Below are 25,156 nucleotides of genomic sequence, written 5' to 3' on the forward strand. Positions count from 1 at the left end.
AGGGATGCCACAGCGCAGTATTCGATAAACTATTGAAAGGCAGGTTAGGGCAATCCGCGTGATTTCACAAAGATCGCTAACTGCGCAAAGCCGCCATCGGTTCATCACGCAGCATCGGTCATATAGGGCTCAAACCGGTCCTTAGACTAGTTCCATCGGATGACGGCAGCTCGAACAAAGTGACCAAACCCGTGGTTTTCGTCTAGGGAATCTTGGGGTAGGAAGCGGTTTTAGCTAACTGTATGAAAACAGTTCGGGAATTCTGCGATTATGCGAAGTGAGTGTATTCATGGAGTGTTGAGAGAATGTCCTCTCAGCGTCGTTTTTAATGCATCAAGTTCAAGTTGATTTCGAACGACGTAAACGTTGCCAGTGTGCGTTTTCAAATCGTTGATGATCGATGGACTGACATTGTGTTTAAAGCCCCAAATAATCTTGATCAATTTTGGAATGATCAAGATTTCTGGACAGTCTTCAGGTAACTCAGGGCGACTCCTAAACAAGTATTTCCAGTTCCGCTTTGCGCAACGCCAGAGAGAAGTCGTTCGGCTGACGTCTAGGAAGATGATTGTATCAGCAGCTTTCCGCACCCGCTCGGATACACCTTCAATTATCCAGTCATTTTTTGATATCAGAGATTCCTCAGCTGCTGTCCTCATCATATTTGGCGTCTTTTGCCACCCGGCCTGCCACACAATGCTATCCAACCCGAAGACGGGTAAGCCGAGCGCCGAGCCAAGTTGGTGAGCAAGCGTTGTTTTGCCAGACCCAGCGTTTCCGGTGATGTGAATTCGTCTCATTCAACAAGCATAAGCCCAAAGCCATTGCTACCACAATGGGTTATTTCTGGCAGTGAATTGTCACCTGGCCGAACCGATCAATGAGACCACCGAACTGGCAGTTTGGGCTCAAACCAGACATCGCCATCCCCACTTCCCAAAAATCTTATCCCCGCCCCTCCAATCCACACCTATGATGCCCCAGTCTTATGTTTAACCACGCGGCTTGCTGACGGGCAGGAAGTGGTCGGGTTGACCCCTTAACAGGTCAAACCGTCGAAGGACGATGGTGGTCGCGATGACGATGCGGCTTAAACTTTGAATTGATTGTCCAGTCTGACACCGAAGGCAGGTGTAAATCATTGGGCGGCATGTTGAAGCCGTTCTGGGGAAATTGTTTTTGCGGCGTAAAAACGCCCAAGGGGAAAAGGTGGACGAGGCGATTTCTCGCCGAGGACCCCGGCCAACTTTTTGGCCGCCCCGCCGGAGGTGCAACAAATCTCATAGGGCGGCGTTAGCCCGTCATGAGATTTGTGAAGCGCGCCGTGAGGCAAAATTTCTTCAATGATCGATCAACGGATCATGATGTAGCAAAAGGGGATAAAAGGGTGAGCACCCCGGGGCGACCAATTCAAAGCGGCAAAACCATCACATGCGGGGTCTTTATGGTCTCAATGAAAAACAAATAGCGCGTAATCGAGACGATATAGACCTCGCATGCTGCACATCATGATGTTACTTTATCATGTGACTTGCGTAAAAGCGCTCGTCGCCATTTTTGCCATGCCACCATACGCATGAAAATTGAAATGAAATTCAGGTCGCCATAACTGCGGTCTAATTTCAGCAAAAACGCAACTAATCCATAGACTCTATGGGTATTTTGCGGTATAGCCCGTCAATCAATTTTGTCATAAAACACCAAGCCCGGTGTAACCGCCCCTTCTGGCTAGACTTTTAGGGACGCTCTGATCGGCGAGAATCAACGGACGAAAAAATGAATATTATCCAACAGCTTGAAAAAGAGCAGCTCGAAGAACTTGCCGCAAAGCGCGAAACACCTGATTTTTCTCATGGTGATACCGTTAAAGTCTGGGTGAAAATCCGCGAAGGCGATAAAGAGCGTTTGCAAGCCTATGAAGGCGTTGTAATCGCCCGTTCAGGCGCTGGCATAAATCAGAGCTTCACAGTTCGCAAAATTTCTTACGGCGAAGGCGTTGAGCGGGTGTTCCCACTTTACTCAACTGTCGTCGATAGCATCGAAGTGCTGCGCCGCGGTAAGGTCCGTCGTGCGAAGCTTTACTACTTGCGTGAATTGCGCGGCAAATCAGCTCGTATCTTTGAATCAACAAATGCACGTACGAAAAAGATTCAAGACGGTGAGCGCGAAACAGCATTGGCTGCAAAAGCGGTACGCGAAGCTGATAAAGCTGCAGCGAAAAAAGCTTCTGATGAAGCCAAAGCCGCAGAAGCAAAAGCTGCTGAAAGCGAAGCAAGCGCTGAATAGTCGCTGCTTTCTTCTTTACGAAAACATAAAAAACCCGGCTCATTTGGCCGGGTTTTTTTCTATCCAGTTCTTTGATGCAAAGAAACCGCTAGCTCGATTGCGCCAACAAGGATGCGTTGCCACCTGCCGCCGTCGTATCCACACAAATGGCCCGTTCATGCACAAAGCCAGCCACGTCAAATGCATCACCGATCACCGACACAATTGGTCCATCACGTTTCGCCAAACTCTGCCGCACCTGTTGCCCAAAAGCGCCCGACCCAGCAAGGCCAATTCCGTCAATTTCCAATTCAGCCAATATGGCTGGATCAATAGATCCTTCAATGATTGAAATCGGCGCGCCGAGCATACCCAATTGACCCAACTGAGTGGAAATTTGACTGGTAACCACAACAACATTATTGCCCCATTTTAACGCCGCCTTGGCCAAATCCACCAGCGCTTCACCAGCCCCCATGATTAAAAACTTGCCCCGGGGCGAATAAGACAGACGGTTATATTCACCGGTTGGGCCAGGCAGATCATGCTGCATCTCATCAGCAACAAGTCCTAAAAGCTCGGCGCGATCATTCCGATTTACCCAGTCTTTTGTGTCATGTGAACCAAAGGCATCTTGGATATTTTGCGCCGTAACATTTGCTTCTTTGATGTCCAAGTCTTTAAACGCACTATCGGTTCTAAACCGATTGAGATAGTTCGGGCCGCCAGCTTTCGGGCCAGTTCCCGACAGGCCTTCGCCGCCAAACGGCTGAGATCCAACAATCGCACCAATTTGGTTTCGGTTGACGTAGAAATTGCCGACTTTGATCTTTGCGCCGATTTTTTCAATCCGCTCATCCATGCGCGTATGCAGGCCAAATGTCAGCCCAAAACCGCGTCCATTAATATCGGCGATGACGTCATCAATTTTGTGTGCCTTAAAGGTCGCAACATGTAAAATCGGACCAAAGATTTCACGTTCAAGCGCACCAATACCAGAAACTTTGAACAGGTGCGGGGCGACGAAATAGCCTTTCTCAGGAGCGTCCAGCTTTCTCACCAAATGCCCCGCTTCTTCCATTTTGGCGCAGTAGGCTAAAATGTCTGATTGTGCTTCAGCATCAATCACCGGACCCACATCTGTCGCGTCATCCCATGGATCACCAAGTTGCAACGCATCCATTGCGCCGGTGAGCATTTCGATCAAACCGTCAGCAATGTCTTCTTGCACATACAACATGCGCAAGGCCGAGCAACGCTGCCCTGCACTTTGAAAAGCTGACGCCACAATGTCGCGCACCGCTTGTTCTGCAAGCGCTGTACTGTCTACGATCATGGCGTTCAGTCCGCCCGTTTCCGCGATCAGCATTACGTCTGTATCAGCGGTTTTGGCCAATTGCATATCGATGAGTTTTGCCACCTCAGTCGAGCCGGTAAAGCACACGCCACCAATTCTTGGGTCTGCCGTTAAAGCCGCACCGATGTTACCAGCCCCAGCCGTCAACAAAAGCACGTCCTTTGGCACCCCAGCTTCATGCAATATGGAAACCGCCAGACCACCCATCAATGGGCTTTGCTCTGCAGGTTTTGCAATCACCGCATTGCCGGTGACCAAAGCCGCCGCCACTTGGCCGGTGAAAATAGCCAACGGAAAGTTCCACGGCGAAATGCAAGCAATTACGCCTCGTGGAGAACCATTTTGCTCGGCTTTCAATCCCTCATTGGCATAAAACCGCAAAAAGTCGACCGCTTCGCGAACTTCGGCAATGCCGTCTGGCAGGCTCTTGCCCGCCTCGCGCGTGGCCAAAGCAAAGAACTCGGTCGCCCGTTCCTCAAACATAATTGCCGCACGATTTAGGATACCCGCGCGATCAACCACATCCGTTTTGCCCCAAACTTTTTGACCATCCAGCGCAACATCAACTGCTTTGGTTACCTGTGCCGGGGTGACGTTTTGAGCAAAGCCAACAATCTCATTTGGATGGGTTGGATTAAATATCGGCTGATCCGTCGCCCCTTCGCCAAGGGACTTGTTCGCTTTTGCACGCCATTGAAACGGCGCGGCAAACTTGGCGCTATCATGGTGGATTTGTCGCACATCACCAACATCGGTAAAATCCCAACCCTTGGCGTTTTGCCGGTCAGCACCAAAAATATCCCGCGGAAATGGAATATTGCTATTGCGCGTCAACTGATGGTCGTGGTGCGCATCAATCGGGTCTGCAACAATCGCCCGAGGTGGAATATTCTTGTCGTAGGCTTGATTAACGAAGCTGGAGTTTGCCCCATTTTCCAATAGCCGGCGAACCAAGTAAGCAAGCAAATCTCGGTGCGCGCCAACTGGCGCGTAAATCCGACAACGGGTGCCATTTTGCTTGCGTAACACGTCATGCAACCCTTCGCCCATGCCGTGCAAACGTTGGAATTCAAACCCTTCACGATCATTGCCCGCCATGCGCAACACAGCAGACGTTGTATGCGCGTTGTGGGTGGCGAATTGGGGATACACCCGATCCTTCATATCCAAGAGCTTACGCGCGCAGGATAGATAGGAAATGTCTGTATTGATCTTGCGGGTAAAGACCGGGTAGCCAGAAAGGCCCATCACTTGGGCGCGCTTGACCTCGGTATCCCAATAAGCGCCTTTGACCAACCGCACCATGATCTTACGATCCAGCTTTTTAGCCAACGCATAAAGCCAATCGAGCACGAATGACGCGCGAGGGCCATAGGCTTGAACCACCACGCCAAATCCGTCCCAGCCTTCAAGTTCTGGATGGGCCAAAACTTTCTCAATTATATCAAGCGACAGGTCCAAACGGTCAGCCTCTTCCGCGTCAATATTAAGCCCCATTTGAGCCTTTGCGGCAGGTTTGACCAATTCAATGACCCGCTCGACCATTTCAGCCACAACGGTTTCACGCTTGATATATTCATAGCGCGGGTGCAGCGCGGATAGTTTGATCGAAATACCTGGATTTTTACGCACATCGCCAAAGGTTGAACTTTTGGCCAAGCGTTCAATCGCATCCAAGTAAGCCCGGTGATAACGCTGAGCATCTTCTTCGGTCCGCGCACCTTCCCCAAGCATATCAAAGGAATAAGTATAGCCCTTGGATACCGGACCAGCGCCATTTTTCAGCGCTTCTTCAATGTCCCGACCCAACACAAATTGAGACCCCATAATGCGCATGGCCTGCCCGACGGCGGTACGAATTAGCGGCGCAGACAAACGTCGGCTCATTTGTGCGATAGGCTTTAAAATACCTGGTCCGTCACCATCCATCAGCGCCGAGCTAACAACCAACCCAAGGGTCGAGGCCTTCACCAAAAAGCTCTCGGCGACCCCCAAATGTTTGAGCCAATCTTCATCAACAATTTTGTCGGCGATCAGATCATCAACAGTTGGCCCATCAGGCACACGCAGCATGGCTTCGGCCAAACACATCAGGGCGACACCCTCGTCTGTCGATAATCCATATTCAGCCAAAAACGTTTCCATCAAGCCCTGCTTGGACTGATCCCGCAACGTGCTGACAAGGTTCGCCGCATCGTCAACAATTGCTGATCGGTCATCAGAACTGAGTTGCGCATGCTCAATGAGCCCATCAACAATCTTAGCTTCATTTGGCAAATAGTGCGCTCGAATTTCTTCGCGAATTTTGTCCAACATCGTTTAGGCCTCCCAAGGGCATGCCAATTAAGGCTGCCACAAAATCTAAGTTGGCGCAAATCTACCATCTCTAGAACAGGATATTGTCCCGTATGATGACGACAAATCATATAATGTGCGCTAACATTAGGGAAATATACGACCAATCGAATGGCATTTTTAGGAAAAGCAGGACATATGGATCAAATCGACAAGAAAATAGTCAATGCGCTTATGTCGAACGCCCGACTTTCCATGTCAGAATTGTCAGCAAAAGTGGGCCTATCAAAAAGCCCCACCCAGACGCGGGTTAAAAAGCTGGAACGCGATGGCATAATTTTGGGATATAGCGCTAGAATAAACCACGAAAAGACCGACAGCGGACATATTGCATTTGTGCAAGTCACGCTAAACGACACGAGAGCAAATGCGTTGGACGCATTCAATGATGCTGTGAAGAAAACACCCGAAATCTCCCAGTGCCATATGATGGCCGCCAGTTTTGACTATCTACTTAAAGTTAGAACAAAGGATATTTCAGCCTATCGGCGGGTGTTGGGCGAAGTCATCTCCGCCCTTCCCCATGTGTCCCAAACCTCCACTTTCGTGGCGATGGAGGCGGTCAAAGACCATTAGGGTGTGAACCCAATTAGGAAATGATCTGCACAGCAGATCAATTTTGATCAGATTTCAACGACAAGCTGGCAAAATTGAATGCTGCCCTTCGGGTTGAGTCCACACCCTAGTTATTATTCACCCGTAGATGTTGGGCGATCAAATACACGACGACCAAATCCACTTTCAGTCAAAGCAACCAGCATACGTGCGCTTTTTCCGCGCTCATCAAGATAAGGGTTTAGTTCAACCAAATCCATCGAGGTCATCAAACCGCTATCGGAAATCATTTCCATGGCCAAATGCGCTTCCCGGTAAGTCGCCCCGCCGGGCACTGTGGTGCCAACACCGGGCGCAAAAGCTGGGTCAAGAAAATCAACATCCAGACTCACGTGAAACATTGCATCGTCCGCACGCACGGCATCCAGAACCCCAGAGATCAAAGTCGCTACACCGCGCTCATCAATCCGGCGCATATCCATCACGTCAACGCCACGCTCACGCAGCAATTCACCTTCAGACTCATCAATCGAACGCGCGCCAAACACGTGGTAATTGTGTGGATTAACCGGACTTATGGGCGTGTCCAATACGCCGTCAAACCCTGGTTCACCGCAAAATAGCGCAGCAGACATGCCATGCATATTGCCAGACGTCGACGTTGTAGTTGTATTGTAATCAGGGTGCGCGTCTAGCCACAAAACATGCAGCTTTCGGCCCTGTTCGGCGGCATATTGGGCAACGCCGGTGACAGACCCCATGGCCAATGAATGGTCACCACCCAAAAAGATCGGCGTCGCGCCTGATTTTAAGGCTTTATAGCCGGTGCGGTTCAACGCACGGGCAAATCCAGCGACTTCATTTTCATGGTGGGTGGCGCCTGATAATTTAAGCGATACGTCGTCCGGGGTCACATCTCCCAAATCAGAAACTTCATACCCGAGCTGGGTTAAAGACGTCGCGAGGCCGGCAACACGCAATGCAGCCGGCCCCATAATGCAACCGGATAATCCAGCACCGCCATCAACAGGTGCGCCAATAAGCGCGACTGATCCACGCGATGCAATTTTATCCATTTTAGTACCCTAGCTCTTTGTCCGGAACTCTTCTGTTTCCGGTTAAAGACACTATATTATGGATAGGGACCAGCGAATAGTTGAATTTTTGACCAAAATTGAGTTTAACTTTGTCATAATGTTATCCCAATATGAGCAAATTGATAAATGGACGATCTAGATAACAAACTCATCGCGCTTTTGCGCCACGATGCACGCACCCCAATAGCGACAATCGCCATAACGCTAAATATCTCCCGCGCCACGGTAAAAGCCCGGATCGATAAATTGGTCAGCAACGGCGTGATCGCCGGGTTCACCATTATCACTGGCTCCCCAAGCGACGACAAAACCATTCACGCCATTGCCCTGATCGAGGTGGGCGGCCGCAGCGCTGAAACCGTGGTCAAATCCATGATGGGACTTCCACAAGTGCGCAGCCTACACACGACCAACGGCAGATGGGATCTCATCGCTGATTTGGAAACCGCCGACCTGATCGAATTTGATGACGTGCTGCGCCGCATCAGATTAATCGAAGGCGTCAGCCTAACCGAAACCAACATTTTACTGGCCCCGAAAAAATCAAAACTTGATCAATAGTTGCGTTTCGGAAATTGCCTAGACCAAGCTTTTTGGCGTTCCGCCAAAGCTAGCGATTGTTGTTATAGGGCTTTGCCTCCGCTGAAAATGAACCACCAACAAAAAAGGGGCACCCATTGGGCGCCCCACAAATTCTTTTTGCCATCAAGCAAATTAGTCAGATGGCAACATTACTTTGTCGATGATGTGGATCACGCCATTGTCTGCCATCACGTCCGCTGTAACAACGGTTGCTTCATCGATCATGACTTTGCCGCCCATCACTTTTACCGTGACGGTTTCATCGCCACCTTTTTTGAGTGTTGCAACATCGTTCGTGCCAGCAGGCAGATCAGATGAAGTCACTTTTGAAGGAAGAACGTGGTAAGAAAGGATATCAGCCAGCTTTTGCTTGTTCTCTGGCTTCAACAGCATTTCAACAGTGCCCTCTGGAAGAGCCGCAAAGGCCTCATCAGTTGGCGCAAAAACGGTTAGGTTCTCGCCGTCTGCCAAAGCACCAGCCAAGCCAGCCGCGCTTGCTGCAGCGATTAGAGTGTTAAAAACGCCAGCTTCTTGCGCTGTTTCAACAATGTTACCTGCATAAGCAGCTGGTGCTGCAATAACGCTAATAGCAAGTGCTGCGCCGATAATTGATTTCCGCATGTCATTTCTCCTTGATAATCACTAAATCCCTTAACCGGGATCACGATGTTGCACACGTTGCATGTGTCAGGGGGATAACGCGGAGGATTTCAAATTGGATTTGTAACCCATTGTTGCATATATTGCGGTGATCCAAATGGTGGAGTATTTCGTTTTCACGCGAGCTCGTACAGGCGAGCACCTTAGAAATACACAAATGCAGGTGTCGAAAGTAATGCGTGAACAACTCAAAACTCTCGTCGATACTTTATAAAAGCTGAAGAAATTTGGAGCGGGCGATGAGATTCGAACTCACGACCCCAACCTTGGCAAGGTTGTGCTCTACCACTGAGCTACGCCCGCATCCGTTACCAGCGCTATGAGCGCCATAAATGACGTAGCTGGTGTGCGCGGATATATGCCTAAACCGCGCACCAATTGCAAGCCATATTTTTCACCTTTTTTGCCTCAATGCAAAAAAAGCCATTTCTGACAAAATCTACCCCCGGTTTTTCATGGCTCAAAACCAATCTGATACTGGTCAACGCCTTGTTTTTATCGCATGAAGGCTCCACATTGTAGATAAGAACATTAAACCGCTTATAGAACGGACGAAAATCATGCATTCAGATCTTCAAAACGGCAATGCATCAGCTTCCACGGCTGATCTGATTAAAGATTCTGACACAGCAAACTTCGCTGCAGATGTCATGGAAGCCTCGCAAACCGTCCCTGTACTGGTTGATTTTTGGGCCCCTTGGTGCGGTCCATGCAAACAATTGGGGCCCATGATCGAAAATGCGGTGATTGAGGCTGGCGGCAAAGTGAAGCTGGTGAAGGTCGATATCGATCAAAACCAAGCCATTGCCGGACAAATGGGTATTCAGTCTATCCCGGCTGTTATTGCATTTGTTGGCGGCCAACCAATTGACGGGTTTATGGGCGCTATCCCACAAACTGAGATTAAGGCCTTTATCGAAAAGGTACTAAAAGCAGCTCCTCCAGCGCCGGCCGATCCAAAAGAACAAATTAAAGCAGCCTTGGAACAAGCAAGTGCCGCCATGGAAGCTGGCGACTTCGCCAGCGCTTCACAAGTTTACAGCCAAGTTTTGCAGTTCGATCAAGAAAATGACGAAGCCATTATCGGCATTGCGACCATTCATTCCAATATTGGCGACAACGAAAAAGCCGAACAAACTTTGATGGCAGTGAGCGAAGAGGGCCAAAAGCTCCCCGCATTCGTAAAACTAAAAGCAGCGCTAGAATTGGCAGCTGAAGCGGCGGGCCTTGATGGTGCAAATGCTTTGGAGGCCAAACTAGCGGAAAATCCAGACGATCACCAATCTCGCTATGATCTCGCCATTTCTTACAATGCTGAGGGCAACAAGCTCGGGGCTGCTGAAAATCTCGTTAAAATCATCAAAACAGACCGTGACTGGAATGAAGATGGCGCACGCAAGAAGCTTTTGGAACTCTTTGAAGCCTGGGGACCAATGGACCCAGCGTCAATCAAAGGCCGCCGCATGCTGTCCAGCATCCTTTTCAGCTAGAGCCATCTGAGTTAGATTGAATTATGAGTAAAGCGCGTGACGTGAAATTTTCGGATTTAAGCTCCGTCGCCCTTCTTCCATTGGAAGGCGCGCTTTTGCTGCCGCGCACAATTTTGCCGCTGCACATTTTCGAGCCACGCTATTTAGAGCTTATCGACGATGTGTTGGGCGGCAGTCGGATTTTAGGGATCATTCAACCCAATTTGGGCGATGAAGGCACAAATCCAGCGCTGCAAAATGTCGGCACATTGGGCCGTATCACCCATTTCGAAGAAATCGAAGACGACCGCTATATGATCGGGCTGCACGGCATATCTCGTTTCACCCTCACCCATGAGCACGAACAAAGCGAAAAGCCCTACCGGATCGGGGATATTGATCTGACTTCGTTTGAAACAGACCTGATTGCTGGCTTTGGTGAAAATTCGATTGATCGTCAGCGCTTCGTTAAATTGTTAAAATCATACGCTGAGTTTGCCGAATTTGATCTGGATTGGGACGAGATCAACGAAGCCAGTTTGGAGGATTTGATCAATTCATGTTCTATGGCCAGCCCTTATGAAGCAAGAGAACGCCAAGCACTGTTAGAAGCAGATACTTTATCCACGCGTGCGGAAATGCTGATGGCCTTTGCTGAAATTGAAATGTCCCGGCAAGCCTCCAACATCACAATGCAATAAGATGCAAAACGAGCCGCCCAATATTGACCCCAAAATGCTCGAAATGTTGGTCTGCCCCTTCACCAAAACCCGGCTTGAATGGTCAAAAGACAAAACGGAGCTGATTTCTTACGCTGCGCGCTTGGCTTTCCCGATCAGAAACAATGTGCCACTGCTCATTTTGGATGAAGCTAGGCAACTCGAGGATGACGAACAGAGAAATCCCTAAAGCCTTTTGGTCTAAATAGGACGCCCATTTAACAGTTTCGGACCGCCGTGTGCGGCCGCGGCATGGCCAATAAACGCGTTTTTAAGCGCTGGCATACGGTCAACTACCCCCAGGCCCAAATCGCGAATGATCCGCAATGGCGCAACATTGTTGGAAAACAACCTGTTCAAACCCTCAGTTGCCACCGCCATAAGGCCGATATCAACCCGCCGCCAGTTTTGATAGCGTTCAAGTACCGCTTCGCTGCCGATATCTTCGCCAAGTCGCATGGCCTCAACCAAAACTTCGGTCAGTGCGGCAACATCTTTTATGCCCAAATTCATGCCCTGCCCGGCAATCGGGTGAACCACATGGGCTGCATCACCGATTAAGGCAAGCCGATCTGCGATGAAGCTTTTGGCGATTTGGAGCTTAAGTGGAAAGGCCTGCAATGGGGCTTCAATTTTCACTTGACCAAAACTTGACCCCATACGCCGTTCAATTTCCAACGCAGCGTCTTCCAAGCTCATATCTAGATAGCGCTGAACATCATCTGTTCCTTCTGTCCACACCAAACTCGACCGTTTGTTGGGCAGAGGCAGAGTTGCAAACGGACCGGCCGGCAAAAAATGCTCGTATGCCATCTGCTCATGATCATATTCATGCGCGAAGGTTGTCACGATCCCCGACTGTTTATAGTCGTGGCCAAAGGTTTTGATGCCTGCATTTTCACGCAGTTGAGACCGGGCGCCATCGGCGCCGATAACCAATGATGCCGTGAACTGAGTGCCGTCTTCCAATTTGATTTGAGAAACAGCCAGCCCTGCGTGACATTCGACCACTTTATTTGGAGCAAAAACCTCAACGCCGGTTTGCTTGGCCCCTTCGATCAGCGCTTTAAGCGTCACCCGATTGGGCACCATATGCGCAAAAGGTTGTCCGGGTTTTACATCCCCTTCAAACTTTAAGAACAAAGGCCGGTGCAGATCGTCCTTATCGCTGTCCGTAATTTTCATCCCATTGATGGGTGAGGCTTCGCCAACCATTTCAGACCAAACGCCCAACGCTTCAAATACATTGGTCACCCCGAGTGCCAACGCTGACGAGCGCTCATCGTTGGGGATAGACAATGGTTTGACATCATTAATCGCAACTGAAATCTCCGGCGCAAAGCGCTTCAACGCCAATGCAAGCGTAAGCCCGACCGGACCAGCCCCAACGATCAACACATCAAAATGGCGTTCTATTGGCATGTAATTCGCACTCCCAAATCAATCTGGATGCATTGTAGTTCCATTTGCCGAACACTCAAGTTGTGCTTTGTCGCATGCTGTTTATTTTTTAGACACATACAAATGTATGTGCATTTTTTATGCATTTTGCATCCTATTGGCAATGATACCAATAAAATACTTATATTAGTGGTTTCCCATAAATATCAAAAGATTAGCTCCGAAAATGCTCGTTTGGCACGACTCTTGTTTTGTCTAAGGGCAGAAGACGTTTGAACAAACAAGAATGCTGCCCAAGGAGCCAAAATGAAATTTATCGCCGCCATCATCAAACCCTCGCGCCTGGATGCGGTTCGCAACGCACTTAGCGCGAAAGACATTCACGGCATGACCGTCACCGAAGTACGCGGTTACGGACGCCAAAAGGGTCACACAGAAATTTACCGTGGCGCAGAATATGCCGTCAATTTTTTGCCCAAACTCAAAATTGAAGTTGCCGTGCCAACGGACCAAGCATCGAGCGCTGTTGATTGCATTGCTGAGGCCGCACGATCTGGCCGTATCGGTGACGGAAAAATATTTGTCCTTGATTTGCTTGACGCCGTTCGTATTCGCACCGGCGAACGCGACCTTGAAGCACTTTAAAGAATAGCTGGAGACCATGAACATGCTCAAAAACAACAAAAAGAAACTTATGACGCTCACGTTGGCGTCTGCAATTTATCCCCTGCTTGGCAATCCGACCTTTGCACAAGACGCCGCAGCAGTGCCTGAATATACCCAAATCTTCAATACGCTACTGTTTCTGGTAGGCGGTTTTTTGGTGATGTGGATGGCTGCGGGTTTTGCCATGCTGGAAATGGGCCTTGTCCGCCAAAAAAATGTTTCCATGCAGGGCCTCAAAAACATCGCCCTTTATTCAATCGCCGGGATCATGTTTTGGTTCACTGGTTACAACCTTATGTATACGGGCGTCGATGGTGGCTTTTTCGGCAGTTTTGGCCCTTATGATTTCCCCGCACCAGGTGCTGACGATCATAGTGCTGGATATTCGGTTGCCTCTGACTGGTTTTTCCAGATGGTGTTTTGCGCCACGACAGCTTCCATCGTTTCAGGGACGCTTGCCGAGCGGATCAAATTTTGGCCGTTTCTAATTTTCACCGCCATCCTGACCGGCGTGCTTTATCCCATCACCGGTTCATGGCAGTGGGGCCAAGGCTGGCTGTTTAAAATGGGCTTTTCCGATTTTGCCGGATCAACATTGGTCCACTCTGTTGGCGGTTGGGCGGCGCTAGCCGGTGCGTTACTCCTTGGTGCGCGAGCAGGTCGATATGGTGAAAATGGCGCGGTAACACCCATGCCAGGCTCTTCAATTCCGCTGGCCACCCTTGGCATGTTTATTTTGTGGTTGGGTTGGTTTGGCTTTAACGGTGCGTCTCAATTGGCCATGGGCACAATTTCAGACGCCGGGGACGTATCCCGTATCTTTGTGAACACAAACCTTGCCGCCGCTGCCGGTGCGATCACAACAATTGTGCTGTTGCAACTGATCTACAAAAAGATCGACGTCACCATGGTGATCAACGGAGCGCTTGCTGGTCTGGTTGCTATCACAGCCGAACCTCTTGCCCCAAGCGTCCCCCTTGCAATGTTCATTGGCGCAATTGGCGGCACGATCGTCGTCTTTGCGGTACCGATGTTGGACAAGCTTAAGATTGACGATGTGGTTGGCGCCATTCCCGTTCACCTATTGGCCGGCATTTGGGGCACATTGGTTACCCCATTAAGCGGATCAGGCAACTTCATCACACAGCTCATTGGTATTGTCGCAATTGGTGCGTTCACCATGGCGGTTTCAGGCGCGATTTGGTTCGTGCTGAAATCAACCATCGGCATTCGCGTATCAGCCGAAAACGAATCCCTTGGGCTAGATAAAGCAGAAATAGGCGTTGAAGCTTATCCAGAATTCTAATCTCTAGGGGAGAGTGTGCCGATCATTTCGCTATGATTGGCAACGCTAAGGGTCCATCGGCAATGCTGGTGGGCCCTTTTTGTTCTTTATTAGGCACAAATTAACCACGCCGACCTAAGATCAATGTCGAGTTATTGCGTAAAATGAGATCGTACATTGGCCGTTCACACATCAGCAGCTTTGCAAAAAAACCGAAATATGGCACAAGAAACCCCCACTTCAATTGCGGTCAAGATACCTTTGCGCTTGATTGGCATCCTGTGTTTGGTCTCCATTGCGCTTATTATTTTGTCCCTCATGTCTTGGTCTGCAAATGACCCAAGCTTGAGCTATGCTTCAAACGAAGTTGTGAATAATTGGCTTGGTTACCCCGGTGCAGTTGTCGCTGATCTGACATTTCAATTTTTGGGCCTTGCTGGGCTGTTGTTTATTATTCCGCCCGCGATCTGGTCGCTCACGCTCATCCGCAAGAAAGTTCCACTTCGGTTTGGCTTACGCTCGATCATGTGGATTGCAACAACAATTTTGTTTTGTGGCGTGCTCGCCTTTTTGCCTACGCCAGATACTTGGCCGCTCCCCACCGGATTGGGTGGCATTATCGGTCTTGGATTTTCAGCCATGGCAGGTTTTGTTGTTGGTGAGGAAATGCGCCTGGCCGCCGGATGGATTTTTGCACTGCTTTTACTCACACCCGCTATTGTAAGCCTATGGCTTGCGGTAAGGGCAGGCACCCGATTTGGGCTTGAGCCAGCAACATCGACTGAGCTCGCACGAAACCAAGATAAGAACGTTCAGCCTAAAGGCATATGGGCTTGGTTTGGCTCGAAGCTTTCGGCCATGTTCACCATTCTATTGGGCGCGCTTACTCATTTGATCTTTTCAACCCATGTTTCCATCAAGAAATCTTGGGCCCAAAGAAGCGAGCAAAAACAACAAGAACAAACTCAACCTTGGCGCAAAGGCGATGCCGAGCCATCGCTTGAGCCACAAATAAGCCAAACCCAGCACCGTGCCGACCATCAAGACGCAAAACAGTCGCGCCAGCGGATTGAACCTCAGTTTGAGAGCGACATGGCGCACAACGCGCAAAACTGGGTTGAAGGCCATTTTGATGAGAACGATCAAGATTTTGTCGATACACCATATGACGATTATGCACCAGTGGCCGACATCGACCCAGCAACATCCCCACAACCCGTCTCGCAAACCTCAGTTCCTCAGAAGCCAAGCCCACGTGTAGCCGCCCCTGCCCCACGCCCAGTTCAAGGCCGTCGTGTTGTGGCCGAAGCACAGCAGAGCTTGCTGGGTACCGATGAATTCGAATTGCCTGAACTCAGTTACCTAGCGGAGCCACCGAGCAAAAAAACTGAACGCGAACATTTGCCCGAAGTGTTGGAAGAAAACGCGCGATTGCTCGAAGGCGTGTTGGAAGACTTTGGCGTGCGCGGCGACATTATCAATGTTCGCCCCGGCCCTGTCGTCACCCTTTATGAACTAGAACCCGCACCCGGCATTAAGTCTTCTCGCGTCATCGGGCTTGCAGATGATATCGCCCGCTCAATGAGCGCAATCTCTGCGCGTGTGGCGGTTGTGCCCGGCCGCAATGCGATCGGCATCGAGTTGCCCAACAAAACGCGCGAAACTGTTTATCTGCGCGAAATGTTGGGTTCAGCTGACTTTGAAAAAGTTAAAGGCAAACTGCCACTTTGTTTGGGTAAAACCATTGGCGGCGAACCTGTTATCGCCGATTTGGCGCGTATGCCTCACCTGCTGATTGCGGGTACGACCGGTTCTGGTAAATCAGTTGCCATCAACACGTTTATTCTTTCGCTGCTCTACCGTTGGCCACCAGAGCAATGCCGCATGATCATGATCGATCCGAAAATGCTCGAACTGTCGATCTATGATGGCATTCCCCATTTGCTCACCCCAGTTGTGACCGATCCGACCAAAGCTGTGACCGCCCTGAAATGGGCTGTGCGCGAAATGGAAGATCGCTACAAGAAGATGTCAAAGATCGGCGTGCGCAATATTGATGGCTTCAACCAAAAAGTTGCTGAGTCAAAACAAAAGGGCGAGATCATCACCCGCACGGTGCAAACCGGGTTTGACAAAGATACTGGCGAGCCCATTTTTGAAAGCGAAGAATTCGATCTAGAGCCATTGCCGTTCATCGTGGTGATTGTTGACGAGATGGCCGATTTGATGATGGTTGCCGGTAAAGATATTGAAGGCGCGATCCAACGACTGGCGCAAATGGCGCGTGCCGCTGGCATTCACCTTATCATGGCCACACAACGTCCATCTGTGGATGTGATTACCGGTACGATCAAAGCCAACTTCCCAACCCGTATCTCGTTCCAAGTGACGTCAAAAATCGACAGTCGAACCATTCTTGGTGAGCAAGGAGCAGAACAATTGTTGGGCATGGGCGACATGCTTTACATGGCTGGCGGCGGACGAACCAAACGCTTGCACGGCCCATTTGTTGCCGATGGCGAAGTTGAAACCATTGTGAAACATCTTAAAGCCCAAGGCTCGCCTGAATATCTTGAAAGCGTCACCGTGGAAGAGGAAGAAGATGGCGGCGAAACAGGCACGTCAAACCTGTCCAATTCTGGGGACGATCTATATGACAAGGCGGTCAACATTGTTCTGGATGACCGCAAGGCTTCAACAAGCTATATCCAACGTCGCCTTTCAATTGGCTACAACCGCGCCGCGACAATCATTGAGCGGATGGAACAAGAGGGCGTCATCTCCCCGGCCAACCATGCCGGAAAACGCGAAATCTTAGTTGGTGGGGAAAACGAAAACCCGTTTTGATTCACGTGAAACCCAAACATTGAGCCAACTAAATTCCCTGTGATGGTCAACGCCCATTCAATCGCCATATTGTAAAACTATTGATTCGTATCGTTATCGTTTAGAAATCAGGTCTATTATGCGCAAAACTCTTCGCCTTCTTGTTGTTGCAATTTCCTCTTTGGCAATTTCGTCCGTGGCATTTGTTCCTGCCGGTGTTGCTCTAGACCGAGCGCTAACGCCAGAAGAAACTGCCATCATCAAAGATATTGGTCAGCACCATTCCAGTGTTGAACAATTGGCTGGGCGGTTTTTGCAACTTGATAGCGCAGGCAATCGATCTGAAGGCATTTTCTATTTGAAGCGCCCGAACAAAATTCGTTTTAAATATGCCCCCCCATCCTATGAAGAAGTGATTTCTACCGGCAAAGGCTTTTATGTCATCGACCGCAAGGAAGAGACAAAATTCGCCTACCCGCAACAGCGCGTGCCGCTTCGTCAGTTCTTGTCAGATAAAATCGATCTGTTTTCGGCCAACATGCAAGAGGTCGTTAAAACTGAAGAAATGATCGCTGTAACTGTTGCCGACGACACACCGGCTGGCCCGGTTTCTGTGACCATGATCTTTAATCTTGAAACCAAAGATATTGAGCAATGGACCCTTACAGAGCCGAACGGCAATGAAGTGACATTTTCGATTTACGACACCACGACCGACATCAAAATTCCCAAATCCTATTTCTACCTGCCCGACTATAATTAGCCGCTTGGTATAAAACGGGTGGACCCGCACGCCCAATTTGCCAATATAGGGAACTAGCGATTCGCTAGTTATTTGCCGGGAGAAAAAATGTCGATTTCAGTTGCCACTTGGAACATCAACTCCGTTCGTTTGCGCCTACCAATGGTGCAAGAATTTTTGGCCAATCACCAGCCTGATGTTTTGTGTTTGCAAGAAATCAAATGCCAGAACGATCAATTCCCCGCCAAAGCGTTTGCAGAATCTGGCTATCAATATCACGCGGTAAATGGCCAAAAAAGCTATCACGGCGTTGCCATTGTTTCACGTTTGCCGCTGCTGGAAAGTGACACACGAGAATTTTGCAAGATGGGTGACGCGCGCCATGTGAGTGCAATTGTTGAAGCGCCATTTGGCAAAACCCGCATCCATAATTTCTACATCCCTGCTGGTGGCGACGAAGCCAACATTGAAATCAACCCAAAGTTCAAACACAAAATGGACTTTTTGAGCGAGCTTCAGGATTGGTTTGATGAGGATGATTTTGACAATGAGCAAATCATTGTCGGCGACTTCAATATCGCACCACACGAAAATGATGTTTGGTCACACAAGCAACTTCTAAAAGTTGTGAGCCACACGCCGCTCGAAACCGACACCTTGAACGCCCTTCAGGCGCGCCGCAATTGGGTGGATGTTGTGCGCAAACACATTCCCCACGAGGAACGTCTATATAGTTGGTGGAGCTATCGGTCTAAAGATTGGAATGCATCCAACAAAGGCCGCCGCCTCGACCATATTTGGGCGACACCTGACATCGCAGGTCACAGTTCTCAAACTGTCGTTTTACGTGATGCACGGGGCTGGGGCTTAAAGCCTTCCGACCATGTGCCCATCATATCTCATTTTGGCTAGATAGAACGCTTACTGAACAAGTGCCCCAGACAGCGCATTGACGTAGCGGTTCATGGACAGCTTAATGCGCGTTGCTACCTTAGCAGCCAGTTCAGGATAGTTCTCGATCAACCGCTTAAAGTGAACACGCGGCACAAATATCACTTTTGCTTCGCCCACAGCACTTACGGTTGCAGGACGAGGCTTATCAACAATCAACGCCAATTCGCCAAATGTCGTGCCTTGAATGTCGATCACCTGACCGGTAGATTTTGCGCCATCATGCTTACTGGTTAGCGCACCCTCAACCAGAATATAGGCACCATCCGCGACGTCACCTTCAACAAACAACACCTCGTCCTTAGACAAATTTTTGATGTCGCTGACAAACCCAATGAGCTTAAGCTGTTCGTCGCTTAAGTTTTGGAATGGGTCTGCCAGTTTTAAAATTGACGTGATTTCTTCAAGCGACATCTTTTGTCCTAAGTTCATTCCTGAAAGCTATGGCACCAAACGGTAACCACCTTCTTCGGTCACTAGCAATCGTGCATTGCTTGGGTCTCGCTCAATCTTTTGGCGAAGGCGATAAATATGGGTTTCAAGCGTATGCGTGGTCACCCGATTATTATATCCCCAAACCTCTTGCAACAGCACATCTCGTGAAACAGTTTTCGCCCCTTGACGATAAAGGAACTTTAAAATCGAGGTTTCCTTGTCGGTCAGACGGACCTTGCTGCCCTCCTCTGTTTCAAGCATTTTAGTGGCGGGTTGGAAATTATACTGCCCGATGGTGAACACCACGTCTTCACTTTGATCATGCTGACGCAACAGTGCGCGCACCCGAGCCAGCAAAACTGAAAAGCGGAACGGCTTGGTCACATAATCATTGGCGCCGCTTTCAAGTCCCAAGATCTCGTCGCTGTCGCTGTCGTGACCGGTCAACATCAATATCGGACTTTTGAACCCATCCTGTCGCATGATCTTAACGGCTTCGCGTCCATCCATATCCGGCAGACCAACATCCAAAATCACCAGATCGAAGGGCGATGCCTTTACTGTGCGCAATGCGGTTGCTGCATCAGCGCCCTGTGTAATTTCAAATTCACGATAATGGGAAATCTGGTCAACCAGCGATTGGCGCAGTTCATCTTCATCGTCAACAATCAAAATCCGACGTTTGTTCATCTTCTCGCCCTTTGTTGGCCCACATACAAAATCAATCTTGAATTTATAATGTAAGCACAAGCTGTTAACATCCCAATCACAAGCATGTGTGCGCGCGATTTTGGTTAATTTGCTGGATAGTCTCGATCACCAAAAATTGCAGAACCAACCCGCACATAGGTTGCCCCCATTTCAACGGCTGTGTCAAAATCTGAACTCATCCCCATGGATAATTCTTTCACATCTGCTTTTTCGCCCAGGCCCACCAATTGCGCAAAATAGGGTGCAGGGGGTTGCCCGGCTGGCGGGATGCACATCAAACCGACAACCTTTAAACCATAAGTTTGCCGACACAATTCAACAAACGTAACGGCTTCATTTGGCGCAATGCCAGCCTTTTGTGGCTCTTCCCCAATATTGACTTGTACCATCACGGGCAAATTTTCACCCGTGTTCGCGAACTCTCTGGCCAATGCTTTCGCCAGTTTCTCGCGATCAACCGTCTGGATTACATCAAACAGTGCCACCGCGTCTTTTACTTTGTTGGTCTGTAACGGGCCGATGAGGTGAAGCACAATATCATCATGGCGCGCTTTCAGTTCCACCCATTTTGATTGGGCTTCCTGCACACGGTTTTCACCAAAATGCTTTTGCCCAGCCATAACAATCGGCTCAATTTCTTCAATGCCAAATGTCTTGGAAACAACGATGAGTTGAGCCGGTTTCGCACCATCGTCGCCAAATCGCTTAGCCGATAACTCAATCCGCTCCCGAACGTCTTCTAATTGTGCAATGCCCATTTTGATCCTCAAATCACTTCCACACTCTATTTGAATCATTTTTGTTGCTTGGGCAAACGATTCAAGTGCGATCTGTGTTGACCCGACCCATAAATTCTGGTGAAGCTCCGGATACAGCTTAAAAAATCAGACGTCAGATCTGAAACAAACATGACGACTTAGAGGACTTAAAGAGTGACCGGCAATAATTCTGAACGGTATAATCCGCGCGAGAGCGAACCGCATTGGCAAAAAGTATGGAACGAACGCTCCAGCTTTGTTTCAAGCAATGAAGATGAGCGGCCCAAATATTATGTCCTAGAAATGTTCCCCTACCCTTCAGGTCGATGCCACGTGGGCCACGCCAGAAATTACACAATGGGCGACGTGATCGCGCGTTACAAAAGAGCCAAAGGCTTTAATGTTTTGCACCCCATGGGTTGGGACGCATTTGGCATGCCTGCTGAAAATGCGGCGATGAAAAACAATGCCCATCCAAAAACTTGGACCTATCAAAATATAGAGTCGATGAAACAGCAGCTTAAATCGATGGGCTTTAGTCTGGATTGGACTCGCGAGTTCGCGACCTGTGATCCTGAATATTATAGCCAGCAACAAAAACTGTTTTTAGATTTTTTAAAAGAAGATTTGATTTACCGCAAAAGTTCCAAGGTAAACTGGGACCCAGTGGACCACACCGTATTGGCAAACGAACAAGTTATCGATGGCCGCGGTTGGCGATCTGGCGAGTTGGTTGAGCAAAAAGAACTCACCCAATGGTTCTTTAAGATCACCGATTATGCCGAAGATCTGTTGAACGAAATCGACAATCTAAAAGACTGGCCCGAAAAAGTCCGCTTGATGCAGAAAAACTGGATCGGCAAATCCGAAGGCTTATCCATCCGCTGGGCCCTTGATCCAGCAACCGCACCCGATGGGTTTTCGGATCTAGAGGTTTATACCACTCGACCAGATACAATTTTTGGCGCGAGCTTTATGGCTGTCGCCGCTGATCATCCGATCGCTAAAGAAGCGGCAAAGTCTAACCCGGAACTACAAACGTTCATCGATGAATGTCGTCGATTGGGCACATCTGTCGCCGCATTGGAGACCGCTGAAAAGCGTGGCTTCAATACTGGGATTCACGTGAAACACCCGTTTGACGACAATTGGACATTGCCCATCTATGTGGCGAACTTCGTTTTGATGGACTATGGCACCGGCGCCATTTTTGGCTGCCCGTCCGGCGATCAACGCGATTTGGATTTTGCGCGAAAATACGACCTACCGGTCAAAGCTGTTGTGATGCCACAAGATGGTGACGCATCTACATTTGCTGTAGAAAATGAAGCCTATACCGATAGCGGTGTGATGATTAACTCTTCATTCCTTGACGGAATGAGCCCTGAAAATGCGTTCGACGAAGTCGCAGGCCGCTTGGCAAATGTTGACATTAATGGCCAAGTGCAAGGCGAACGCCGTGTAAATTACCGCCTTCGGGACTGGGGACTTTCTCGACAGCGTTACTGGGGTTGCCCCATCCCCATCATTCATTGCGATAATTGCGGCATTGTTCCAGTGCGCGAACGCGACTTGCCAATTGAACTTCCCGACGATGTAAGTTTTGACAAACCCGGCAATCCATTAGATCACCATCCAACTTGGAAAGACACATACTGCCCATCTTGTGACGCACCAGCCCGTCGTGAGACGGATACGATGGACACGTTTGTCGACTCATCCTGGTATTTTGCTCGGTTTACTGCCCCTAATTCCTCCACGCCAACCAACCCTGCAGCCGCTGACGCGTGGTTGCCGGTTGACCAATATATTGGCGGCGTCGAGCACGCGATTTTGCATCTACTTTATTCGCGGTTTTTTGCCCGCGCGATGAAAAAGGCTGGCCACTTGAATGTAACCGAGCCATTCAAAGGTCTGTTCACCCAAGGCATGGTGACCCATGAAACCTATAAAACCAAAGATGGCGATTGGGTTTCACCCGAAGAAATCACATTTCAAGACGAAGAAAATGAACGCAAAGCCATACACAATGGCAGTGGCGAGGTCCTGAAAATTGGATCAATTGAGAAGATGTCAAAATCAAAACTCAATGTGATCGATATGACCGCCATGGCTGAAAGCTTTGGCGCTGACGCCACCCGTTGGTTTGTCTTGTCCGATTCTCCACCAGAACGCGATGTGCAATGGACCGAATCTGGCATTGAAGGCGTTTGGCGTTTTGTGCAAAAAGTTTGGCGACTTGTAGATGATAGCAAGGTGATCATTGAAAAGGCCGAAGACAACAGCATAGAAAATTTTGATGTCGAGGCCCTCTTGAAAACAAGCCATAAGGCAATTGAACAAGTTTCAAACGCCTATGAAAGCCTTCGTTTCAACCGTGCAATCGCTCAACTTTATGAATTAACGAATGCACTTAGCAAAGCTGTTTCTGCGGTCACGGAAAATCCAACTATCAAAGAACGCTCCGCCCTAAAAACGGCCATGCAATCTTTGGTGAAATTATGCAACCCAATCATTCCGCATGTAACTGAAACGTGCTGGGCACATCTTGGAAACACAACGATTTTGGCAGATGAAACGTGGCCCGTTGCTGATCCGAAATATTTGGTGGATGACACCATCATCTTGCCTGTGCAAGTAAACGGCAAACGGCGCGGCGAAATTGAAATCGCTAAGGACATGCCAAAGGATCAGATTGAAATTACGGCCTTGTCACTGGACGCAGTTTCGCGCATCTTAGACGGGAAAGCACCTAAGAAGGTGATCGTCGTGCCAGGTAGAATTGTAAATGTTGTTGTTTAAACTTGTTTCGCGTTTGGTTCCGATCGTTCTGGTGAGCTCACTCGCCTTGGCGGGATGTACCTTACGTCCGGTATATGATGGTCAAGATGCAGGTTCATTTGCCGTTTCATATGCAGATCCGAGCTCAAAGATTGAACAATCGATCATTGAAGAACTCAGATTTCGAATTGGGAAGTCTTCGTCTCCACTTTATGAAGTGGACATAAATGCCAGCACGTCGACACGTGGGCTCTTTTCATTGGGCTCTAGCTTCGCGCGCAACGAAACCGAAGCACGGGTAACCGGCACATTTATTCTGACCAAAGTTGAAACAGGCGAACAGGTTGCAACAGCAAGCCGGTTTGGCACCGCAGTGTTCCAAGAGAACACTCAAAAAATTGCTGTAAATACCGCCCGTGATGATGCCTATGATCGCGCCGCAAAAGATGTTGCTCGCCAACTTCAACTCCTTATTGCCCAGGCGATTACTAAGGACAAAAATTGACCGGCCTAAAAGCGCGGGACGTCGATCGGTTTCTTAACTCACCTGACATCGAGACCGGCTTCATTTTAATCTATGGGCCTGATGCAGGACGCGTCCGTGAAACAACCGACAGGTTGCAATCCCACTTTCACCTCAAGGACGCTGACCCAATGTCACTCGTCAGCCTTCAGTTTGGAGACGTTGACAATCCCGGTGAACGGATTTCCATTGAGGCAAATACGCCCTCAATGTTCGGAGATCGACGCGTAATTCGAGTGCGCGGCGCAACCAATGCCCTCGCTAAAGACATAGAACAAATCGTCAAATACGGCTTTGATGCCATTTTATTGGTCGAATCGGGCAATTTGACGCCAAAAGATGGGCTGAGAAAGCTCGCTGAGGGCCAAAAAACGTCACGGGCGGTGCCCTGCTACGCTGACGACGCAAGAAGTTTGGGCCAATTGGCACGTGAAATGTTCCAAAAGGCACAAATTACAATTGAAAATGACGCCTTAAACGCCCTAACCGATATTCTGGGCAATGATCGTCAGATCACCCGCCTTGAAGTTGAAAAGCTAATTTTGTTTGCTGACCAGTCAAAACACATTTCTTACCAAGATGTCATGACGCTGTGTGGCGACAATGCTGCCCAAACTATGGACGAAATTTTGGACTGCGCCGGCACCGGACACCTTCAAAAACTCGACACCTCGCTCGGTCGCGCACTCAGTTCAGGCACAAATTCATCGGCCATATTAACGCGCGCACTCATGCACTTTTCAAATTTGAGAGAAATGCGCGCCGCTTTTGACCAAGGTAAAACACTGCAAGAGATTATGAGTTCGGGTCGTGGTCGAGTTCATTTTTCACGCAAGAACGCAATGGAAGTCCAAATCCGATCTTGGTCAGCTCAAAATTTGGCCGCAGCATGTACCCGGTTGCATGACACAATTTTACAAACACGCAAAAATGCCAACCTTGATCACGCCCACACACGGCAAGCGCTTCTGGCTATCGCAACGATCGCCGCGCGGCAATAAACTGGATTTTAGTTACT

General features: G+C 49.2%; 22 protein-coding genes and 1 tRNA gene. 14 read left to right on the forward strand and 9 right to left on the reverse strand.

Features of this window, described 5'->3' with window-relative positions; translation table 11 throughout:
• Nucleotides 1-287 precede the first annotated feature (287 nt).
• Nucleotides 288-800 (reverse strand): hypothetical protein, encoded by a 513-nt coding sequence (locus ACSHWX_RS08740; protein WP_435667825.1) that lies wholly within the window; start codon nt 798-800, stop codon nt 288-290.
• A 976-nt stretch (nt 801-1,776) separates the two neighbouring features.
• On the opposite strand from ACSHWX_RS08740, the gene rplS reads away from it, so the two are divergent.
• Nucleotides 1,777-2,286 carry a 50S ribosomal protein L19 gene (gene rplS, locus ACSHWX_RS08745; RefSeq protein ID WP_435667826.1) on the forward strand — a complete coding sequence of 170 codons (510 nt, stop codon included), beginning with the start codon at nt 1,777-1,779 and terminating at the stop codon, nt 2,284-2,286.
• 88 nt (nt 2,287-2,374) lie between these two features.
• On the opposite strand, the gene putA is transcribed toward rplS, so the two are convergent.
• Complete coding sequence (putA, locus tag ACSHWX_RS08750) at nt 2,375-5,938, reverse strand: bifunctional proline dehydrogenase/L-glutamate gamma-semialdehyde dehydrogenase PutA (protein WP_435667827.1); 3,564 nt, start codon at nt 5,936-5,938, stop codon at nt 2,375-2,377.
• Between the two features lie 150 nt (nt 5,939-6,088).
• On the opposite strand from putA, the gene ACSHWX_RS08755 reads away from it, so the two are divergent.
• Nucleotides 6,089-6,553: an Lrp/AsnC family transcriptional regulator gene (locus ACSHWX_RS08755; RefSeq protein WP_435667828.1), complete on the forward strand. Its 465-nt coding sequence runs from the start codon at nt 6,089-6,091 to the stop codon at nt 6,551-6,553.
• A gap of 113 nt (nt 6,554-6,666) precedes the next feature.
• On the opposite strand, the gene rocF is transcribed toward ACSHWX_RS08755, so the two are convergent.
• On the reverse strand, nt 6,667-7,608 hold the full coding sequence (gene rocF, locus ACSHWX_RS08760) for an arginase (protein WP_435667829.1): 942 nt from the start codon (nt 7,606-7,608) through the stop codon (nt 6,667-6,669).
• Between the two features lie 147 nt (nt 7,609-7,755).
• On the opposite strand from rocF, the gene ACSHWX_RS08765 reads away from it, so the two are divergent.
• The gene (locus ACSHWX_RS08765; RefSeq protein WP_435667830.1) at nt 7,756-8,190 is read left to right on the forward strand and encodes an Lrp/AsnC family transcriptional regulator; all 435 of its coding nucleotides are present in this window, start codon (nt 7,756-7,758) and stop codon (nt 8,188-8,190) included.
• A 153-nt stretch (nt 8,191-8,343) separates the two neighbouring features.
• On the opposite strand, the gene ACSHWX_RS08770 is transcribed toward ACSHWX_RS08765, so the two are convergent.
• Nucleotides 8,344-8,832, reverse strand: a complete 489-nt coding sequence (locus ACSHWX_RS08770) for a fasciclin domain-containing protein (RefSeq protein WP_435667831.1) — start codon at nt 8,830-8,832, stop codon at nt 8,344-8,346.
• 267 nt (nt 8,833-9,099) lie between these two features.
• Nucleotides 9,100-9,174: transfer RNA gene (locus ACSHWX_RS08775), tRNA-Gly, on the reverse strand.
• Nucleotides 9,175-9,431: 257 nt separating this feature from the next.
• Between ACSHWX_RS08775 and trxA the strand changes: the two genes are divergently transcribed.
• From trxA to ACSHWX_RS08790, 3 genes are read left to right on the forward strand one after another with little or no spacing between them, the layout of a single operon-like run.
• Entirely contained in the window at nt 9,432-10,361 is a 930-nt protein-coding gene (gene trxA / locus ACSHWX_RS08780; protein ID WP_435667832.1) for a thioredoxin, read from the forward strand.
• 23 nt (nt 10,362-10,384) lie between these two features.
• Nucleotides 10,385-11,041, forward strand: a complete 657-nt coding sequence (locus tag ACSHWX_RS08785; protein ID WP_435667833.1) for an LON peptidase substrate-binding domain-containing protein — start codon at nt 10,385-10,387, stop codon at nt 11,039-11,041.
• A 1-nt stretch (nt 11,042) separates the two neighbouring features.
• Nucleotides 11,043-11,249, forward strand: a complete 207-nt coding sequence (locus ACSHWX_RS08790) for a Trm112 family protein (protein ID WP_435667834.1) — start codon at nt 11,043-11,045, stop codon at nt 11,247-11,249.
• Nucleotides 11,250-11,260: 11 nt separating this feature from the next.
• Here ACSHWX_RS08790 and ACSHWX_RS08795 read toward each other — a convergent pair whose 3' ends face one another.
• Nucleotides 11,261-12,481, reverse strand: coding sequence for an FAD-dependent monooxygenase (locus ACSHWX_RS08795; RefSeq protein ID WP_435667835.1), 1,221 nt, complete (start codon nt 12,479-12,481; stop codon nt 11,261-11,263).
• A gap of 285 nt (nt 12,482-12,766) precedes the next feature.
• Here ACSHWX_RS08795 and ACSHWX_RS08800 point away from each other — a divergent pair, with 285 nt between their 5' ends.
• The 5 genes from ACSHWX_RS08800 (at nt 12,767) to ACSHWX_RS08820 (ending at nt 18,891) form a co-directional block, all read left to right on the forward strand.
• Nucleotides 12,767-13,105 carry a P-II family nitrogen regulator gene (locus ACSHWX_RS08800; RefSeq protein ID WP_435667836.1) on the forward strand — a complete coding sequence of 113 codons (339 nt, stop codon included), beginning with the start codon at nt 12,767-12,769 and terminating at the stop codon, nt 13,103-13,105.
• A 22-nt stretch (nt 13,106-13,127) separates the two neighbouring features.
• The gene (locus ACSHWX_RS08805) at nt 13,128-14,432 is read left to right on the forward strand and encodes an ammonium transporter (protein WP_435667837.1); all 1,305 of its coding nucleotides are present in this window, start codon (nt 13,128-13,130) and stop codon (nt 14,430-14,432) included.
• A 198-nt stretch (nt 14,433-14,630) separates the two neighbouring features.
• On the forward strand, nt 14,631-17,258 hold the full coding sequence (locus ACSHWX_RS08810) for a DNA translocase FtsK 4TM domain-containing protein (protein WP_435667949.1): 2,628 nt from the start codon (nt 14,631-14,633) through the stop codon (nt 17,256-17,258).
• Nucleotides 17,259-17,376: 118 nt separating this feature from the next.
• Nucleotides 17,377-18,000 carry a LolA family protein gene (locus ACSHWX_RS08815; protein WP_435667838.1) on the forward strand — a complete coding sequence of 208 codons (624 nt, stop codon included), beginning with the start codon at nt 17,377-17,379 and terminating at the stop codon, nt 17,998-18,000.
• Nucleotides 18,001-18,087: 87 nt separating this feature from the next.
• Nucleotides 18,088-18,891, forward strand: coding sequence for an exodeoxyribonuclease III (locus ACSHWX_RS08820; protein WP_435667839.1), 804 nt, complete (start codon nt 18,088-18,090; stop codon nt 18,889-18,891).
• Between the two features lie 9 nt (nt 18,892-18,900).
• Here the strand turns inward: ACSHWX_RS08820 and ACSHWX_RS08825 are convergent, their stop codons facing one another.
• The 3 genes from ACSHWX_RS08825 to ACSHWX_RS08835 form a co-directional block, all read right to left on the reverse strand.
• A complete protein-coding gene (locus ACSHWX_RS08825; protein ID WP_435667840.1) occupies nt 18,901-19,344 on the reverse strand; it encodes a cyclic nucleotide-binding domain-containing protein in 444 nt (147 codons plus the stop codon).
• A gap of 27 nt (nt 19,345-19,371) precedes the next feature.
• On the reverse strand, nt 19,372-20,055 hold the full coding sequence (locus ACSHWX_RS08830) for a response regulator transcription factor (RefSeq protein WP_435667841.1): 684 nt from the start codon (nt 20,053-20,055) through the stop codon (nt 19,372-19,374).
• A gap of 104 nt (nt 20,056-20,159) precedes the next feature.
• Nucleotides 20,160-20,834: a YggS family pyridoxal phosphate-dependent enzyme gene (locus ACSHWX_RS08835; RefSeq protein ID WP_435667842.1), complete on the reverse strand. Its 675-nt coding sequence runs from the start codon at nt 20,832-20,834 to the stop codon at nt 20,160-20,162.
• Between the two features lie 174 nt (nt 20,835-21,008).
• On the opposite strand from ACSHWX_RS08835, the gene leuS reads away from it, so the two are divergent.
• From leuS to holA, 3 genes are read left to right on the forward strand one after another with little or no spacing between them, the layout of a single operon-like run.
• Nucleotides 21,009-23,636, forward strand: coding sequence for a leucine--tRNA ligase (leuS, locus tag ACSHWX_RS08840; RefSeq protein WP_435667843.1), 2,628 nt, complete (start codon nt 21,009-21,011; stop codon nt 23,634-23,636).
• A complete protein-coding gene (locus ACSHWX_RS08845; RefSeq protein ID WP_435667844.1) occupies nt 23,623-24,120 on the forward strand; it encodes a hypothetical protein in 498 nt (165 codons plus the stop codon). The genes leuS and ACSHWX_RS08845 overlap by 14 nt, the downstream gene beginning before the upstream one ends.
• Nucleotides 24,117-25,139 (forward strand): DNA polymerase III subunit delta, encoded by a 1,023-nt coding sequence (gene holA, locus ACSHWX_RS08850; RefSeq protein ID WP_435667845.1) that lies wholly within the window; start codon nt 24,117-24,119, stop codon nt 25,137-25,139. The genes ACSHWX_RS08845 and holA overlap by 4 nt, the downstream gene beginning before the upstream one ends.
• Nucleotides 25,140-25,156: the final 17 nt, after the last annotated feature.

This window comes from Maritalea sp., from assembly GCF_051251695.1.
In the GTDB taxonomy this organism is placed as follows: Bacteria; Pseudomonadota; Alphaproteobacteria; order Rhizobiales; family Devosiaceae; genus Maritalea.

Excerpts from the sequence above, each read along its gene's own strand:
- ACSHWX_RS08740 (WP_435667825.1), bottom strand. The coding sequence starts at position 800 with ATGAGACGAATTCACATCACCGGAAACGCTGGGTCTGGCAAAACAACG.
- rplS (WP_435667826.1), top strand. The coding sequence starts at position 1,777 with ATGAATATTATCCAACAGCTTGAAAAAGAGCAGCTCGAAGAACTTGCC.
- putA (WP_435667827.1), bottom strand. The coding sequence starts at position 5,938 with ATGTTGGACAAAATTCGCGAAGAAATTCGAGCGCACTATTTGCCAAAT.
- ACSHWX_RS08755 (WP_435667828.1), top strand. The coding sequence starts at position 6,089 with ATGGCATTTTTAGGAAAAGCAGGACATATGGATCAAATCGACAAGAAA.
- rocF (WP_435667829.1), bottom strand. The coding sequence starts at position 7,608 with ATGGATAAAATTGCATCGCGTGGATCAGTCGCGCTTATTGGCGCACCT.
- ACSHWX_RS08765 (WP_435667830.1), top strand. The coding sequence starts at position 7,756 with ATGGACGATCTAGATAACAAACTCATCGCGCTTTTGCGCCACGATGCA.
- ACSHWX_RS08770 (WP_435667831.1), bottom strand. The coding sequence starts at position 8,832 with ATGCGGAAATCAATTATCGGCGCAGCACTTGCTATTAGCGTTATTGCA.
- trxA (WP_435667832.1), top strand. The coding sequence starts at position 9,432 with ATGCATTCAGATCTTCAAAACGGCAATGCATCAGCTTCCACGGCTGAT.
- ACSHWX_RS08785 (WP_435667833.1), top strand. The coding sequence starts at position 10,385 with ATGAGTAAAGCGCGTGACGTGAAATTTTCGGATTTAAGCTCCGTCGCC.
- ACSHWX_RS08790 (WP_435667834.1), top strand. The coding sequence starts at position 11,043 with ATGCAAAACGAGCCGCCCAATATTGACCCCAAAATGCTCGAAATGTTG.
- ACSHWX_RS08795 (WP_435667835.1), bottom strand. The coding sequence starts at position 12,481 with ATGCCAATAGAACGCCATTTTGATGTGTTGATCGTTGGGGCTGGTCCG.
- ACSHWX_RS08800 (WP_435667836.1), top strand. The coding sequence starts at position 12,767 with ATGAAATTTATCGCCGCCATCATCAAACCCTCGCGCCTGGATGCGGTT.
- ACSHWX_RS08805 (WP_435667837.1), top strand. The coding sequence starts at position 13,128 with ATGCTCAAAAACAACAAAAAGAAACTTATGACGCTCACGTTGGCGTCT.
- ACSHWX_RS08810 (WP_435667949.1), top strand. The coding sequence starts at position 14,631 with ATGGCACAAGAAACCCCCACTTCAATTGCGGTCAAGATACCTTTGCGC.
- ACSHWX_RS08815 (WP_435667838.1), top strand. The coding sequence starts at position 17,377 with ATGCGCAAAACTCTTCGCCTTCTTGTTGTTGCAATTTCCTCTTTGGCA.
- ACSHWX_RS08820 (WP_435667839.1), top strand. The coding sequence starts at position 18,088 with ATGTCGATTTCAGTTGCCACTTGGAACATCAACTCCGTTCGTTTGCGC.
- ACSHWX_RS08825 (WP_435667840.1), bottom strand. The coding sequence starts at position 19,344 with ATGTCGCTTGAAGAAATCACGTCAATTTTAAAACTGGCAGACCCATTC.
- ACSHWX_RS08830 (WP_435667841.1), bottom strand. The coding sequence starts at position 20,055 with ATGAACAAACGTCGGATTTTGATTGTTGACGATGAAGATGAACTGCGC.
- ACSHWX_RS08835 (WP_435667842.1), bottom strand. The coding sequence starts at position 20,834 with ATGGGCATTGCACAATTAGAAGACGTTCGGGAGCGGATTGAGTTATCG.
- ACSHWX_RS08845 (WP_435667844.1), top strand. The coding sequence starts at position 23,623 with ATGTTGTTGTTTAAACTTGTTTCGCGTTTGGTTCCGATCGTTCTGGTG.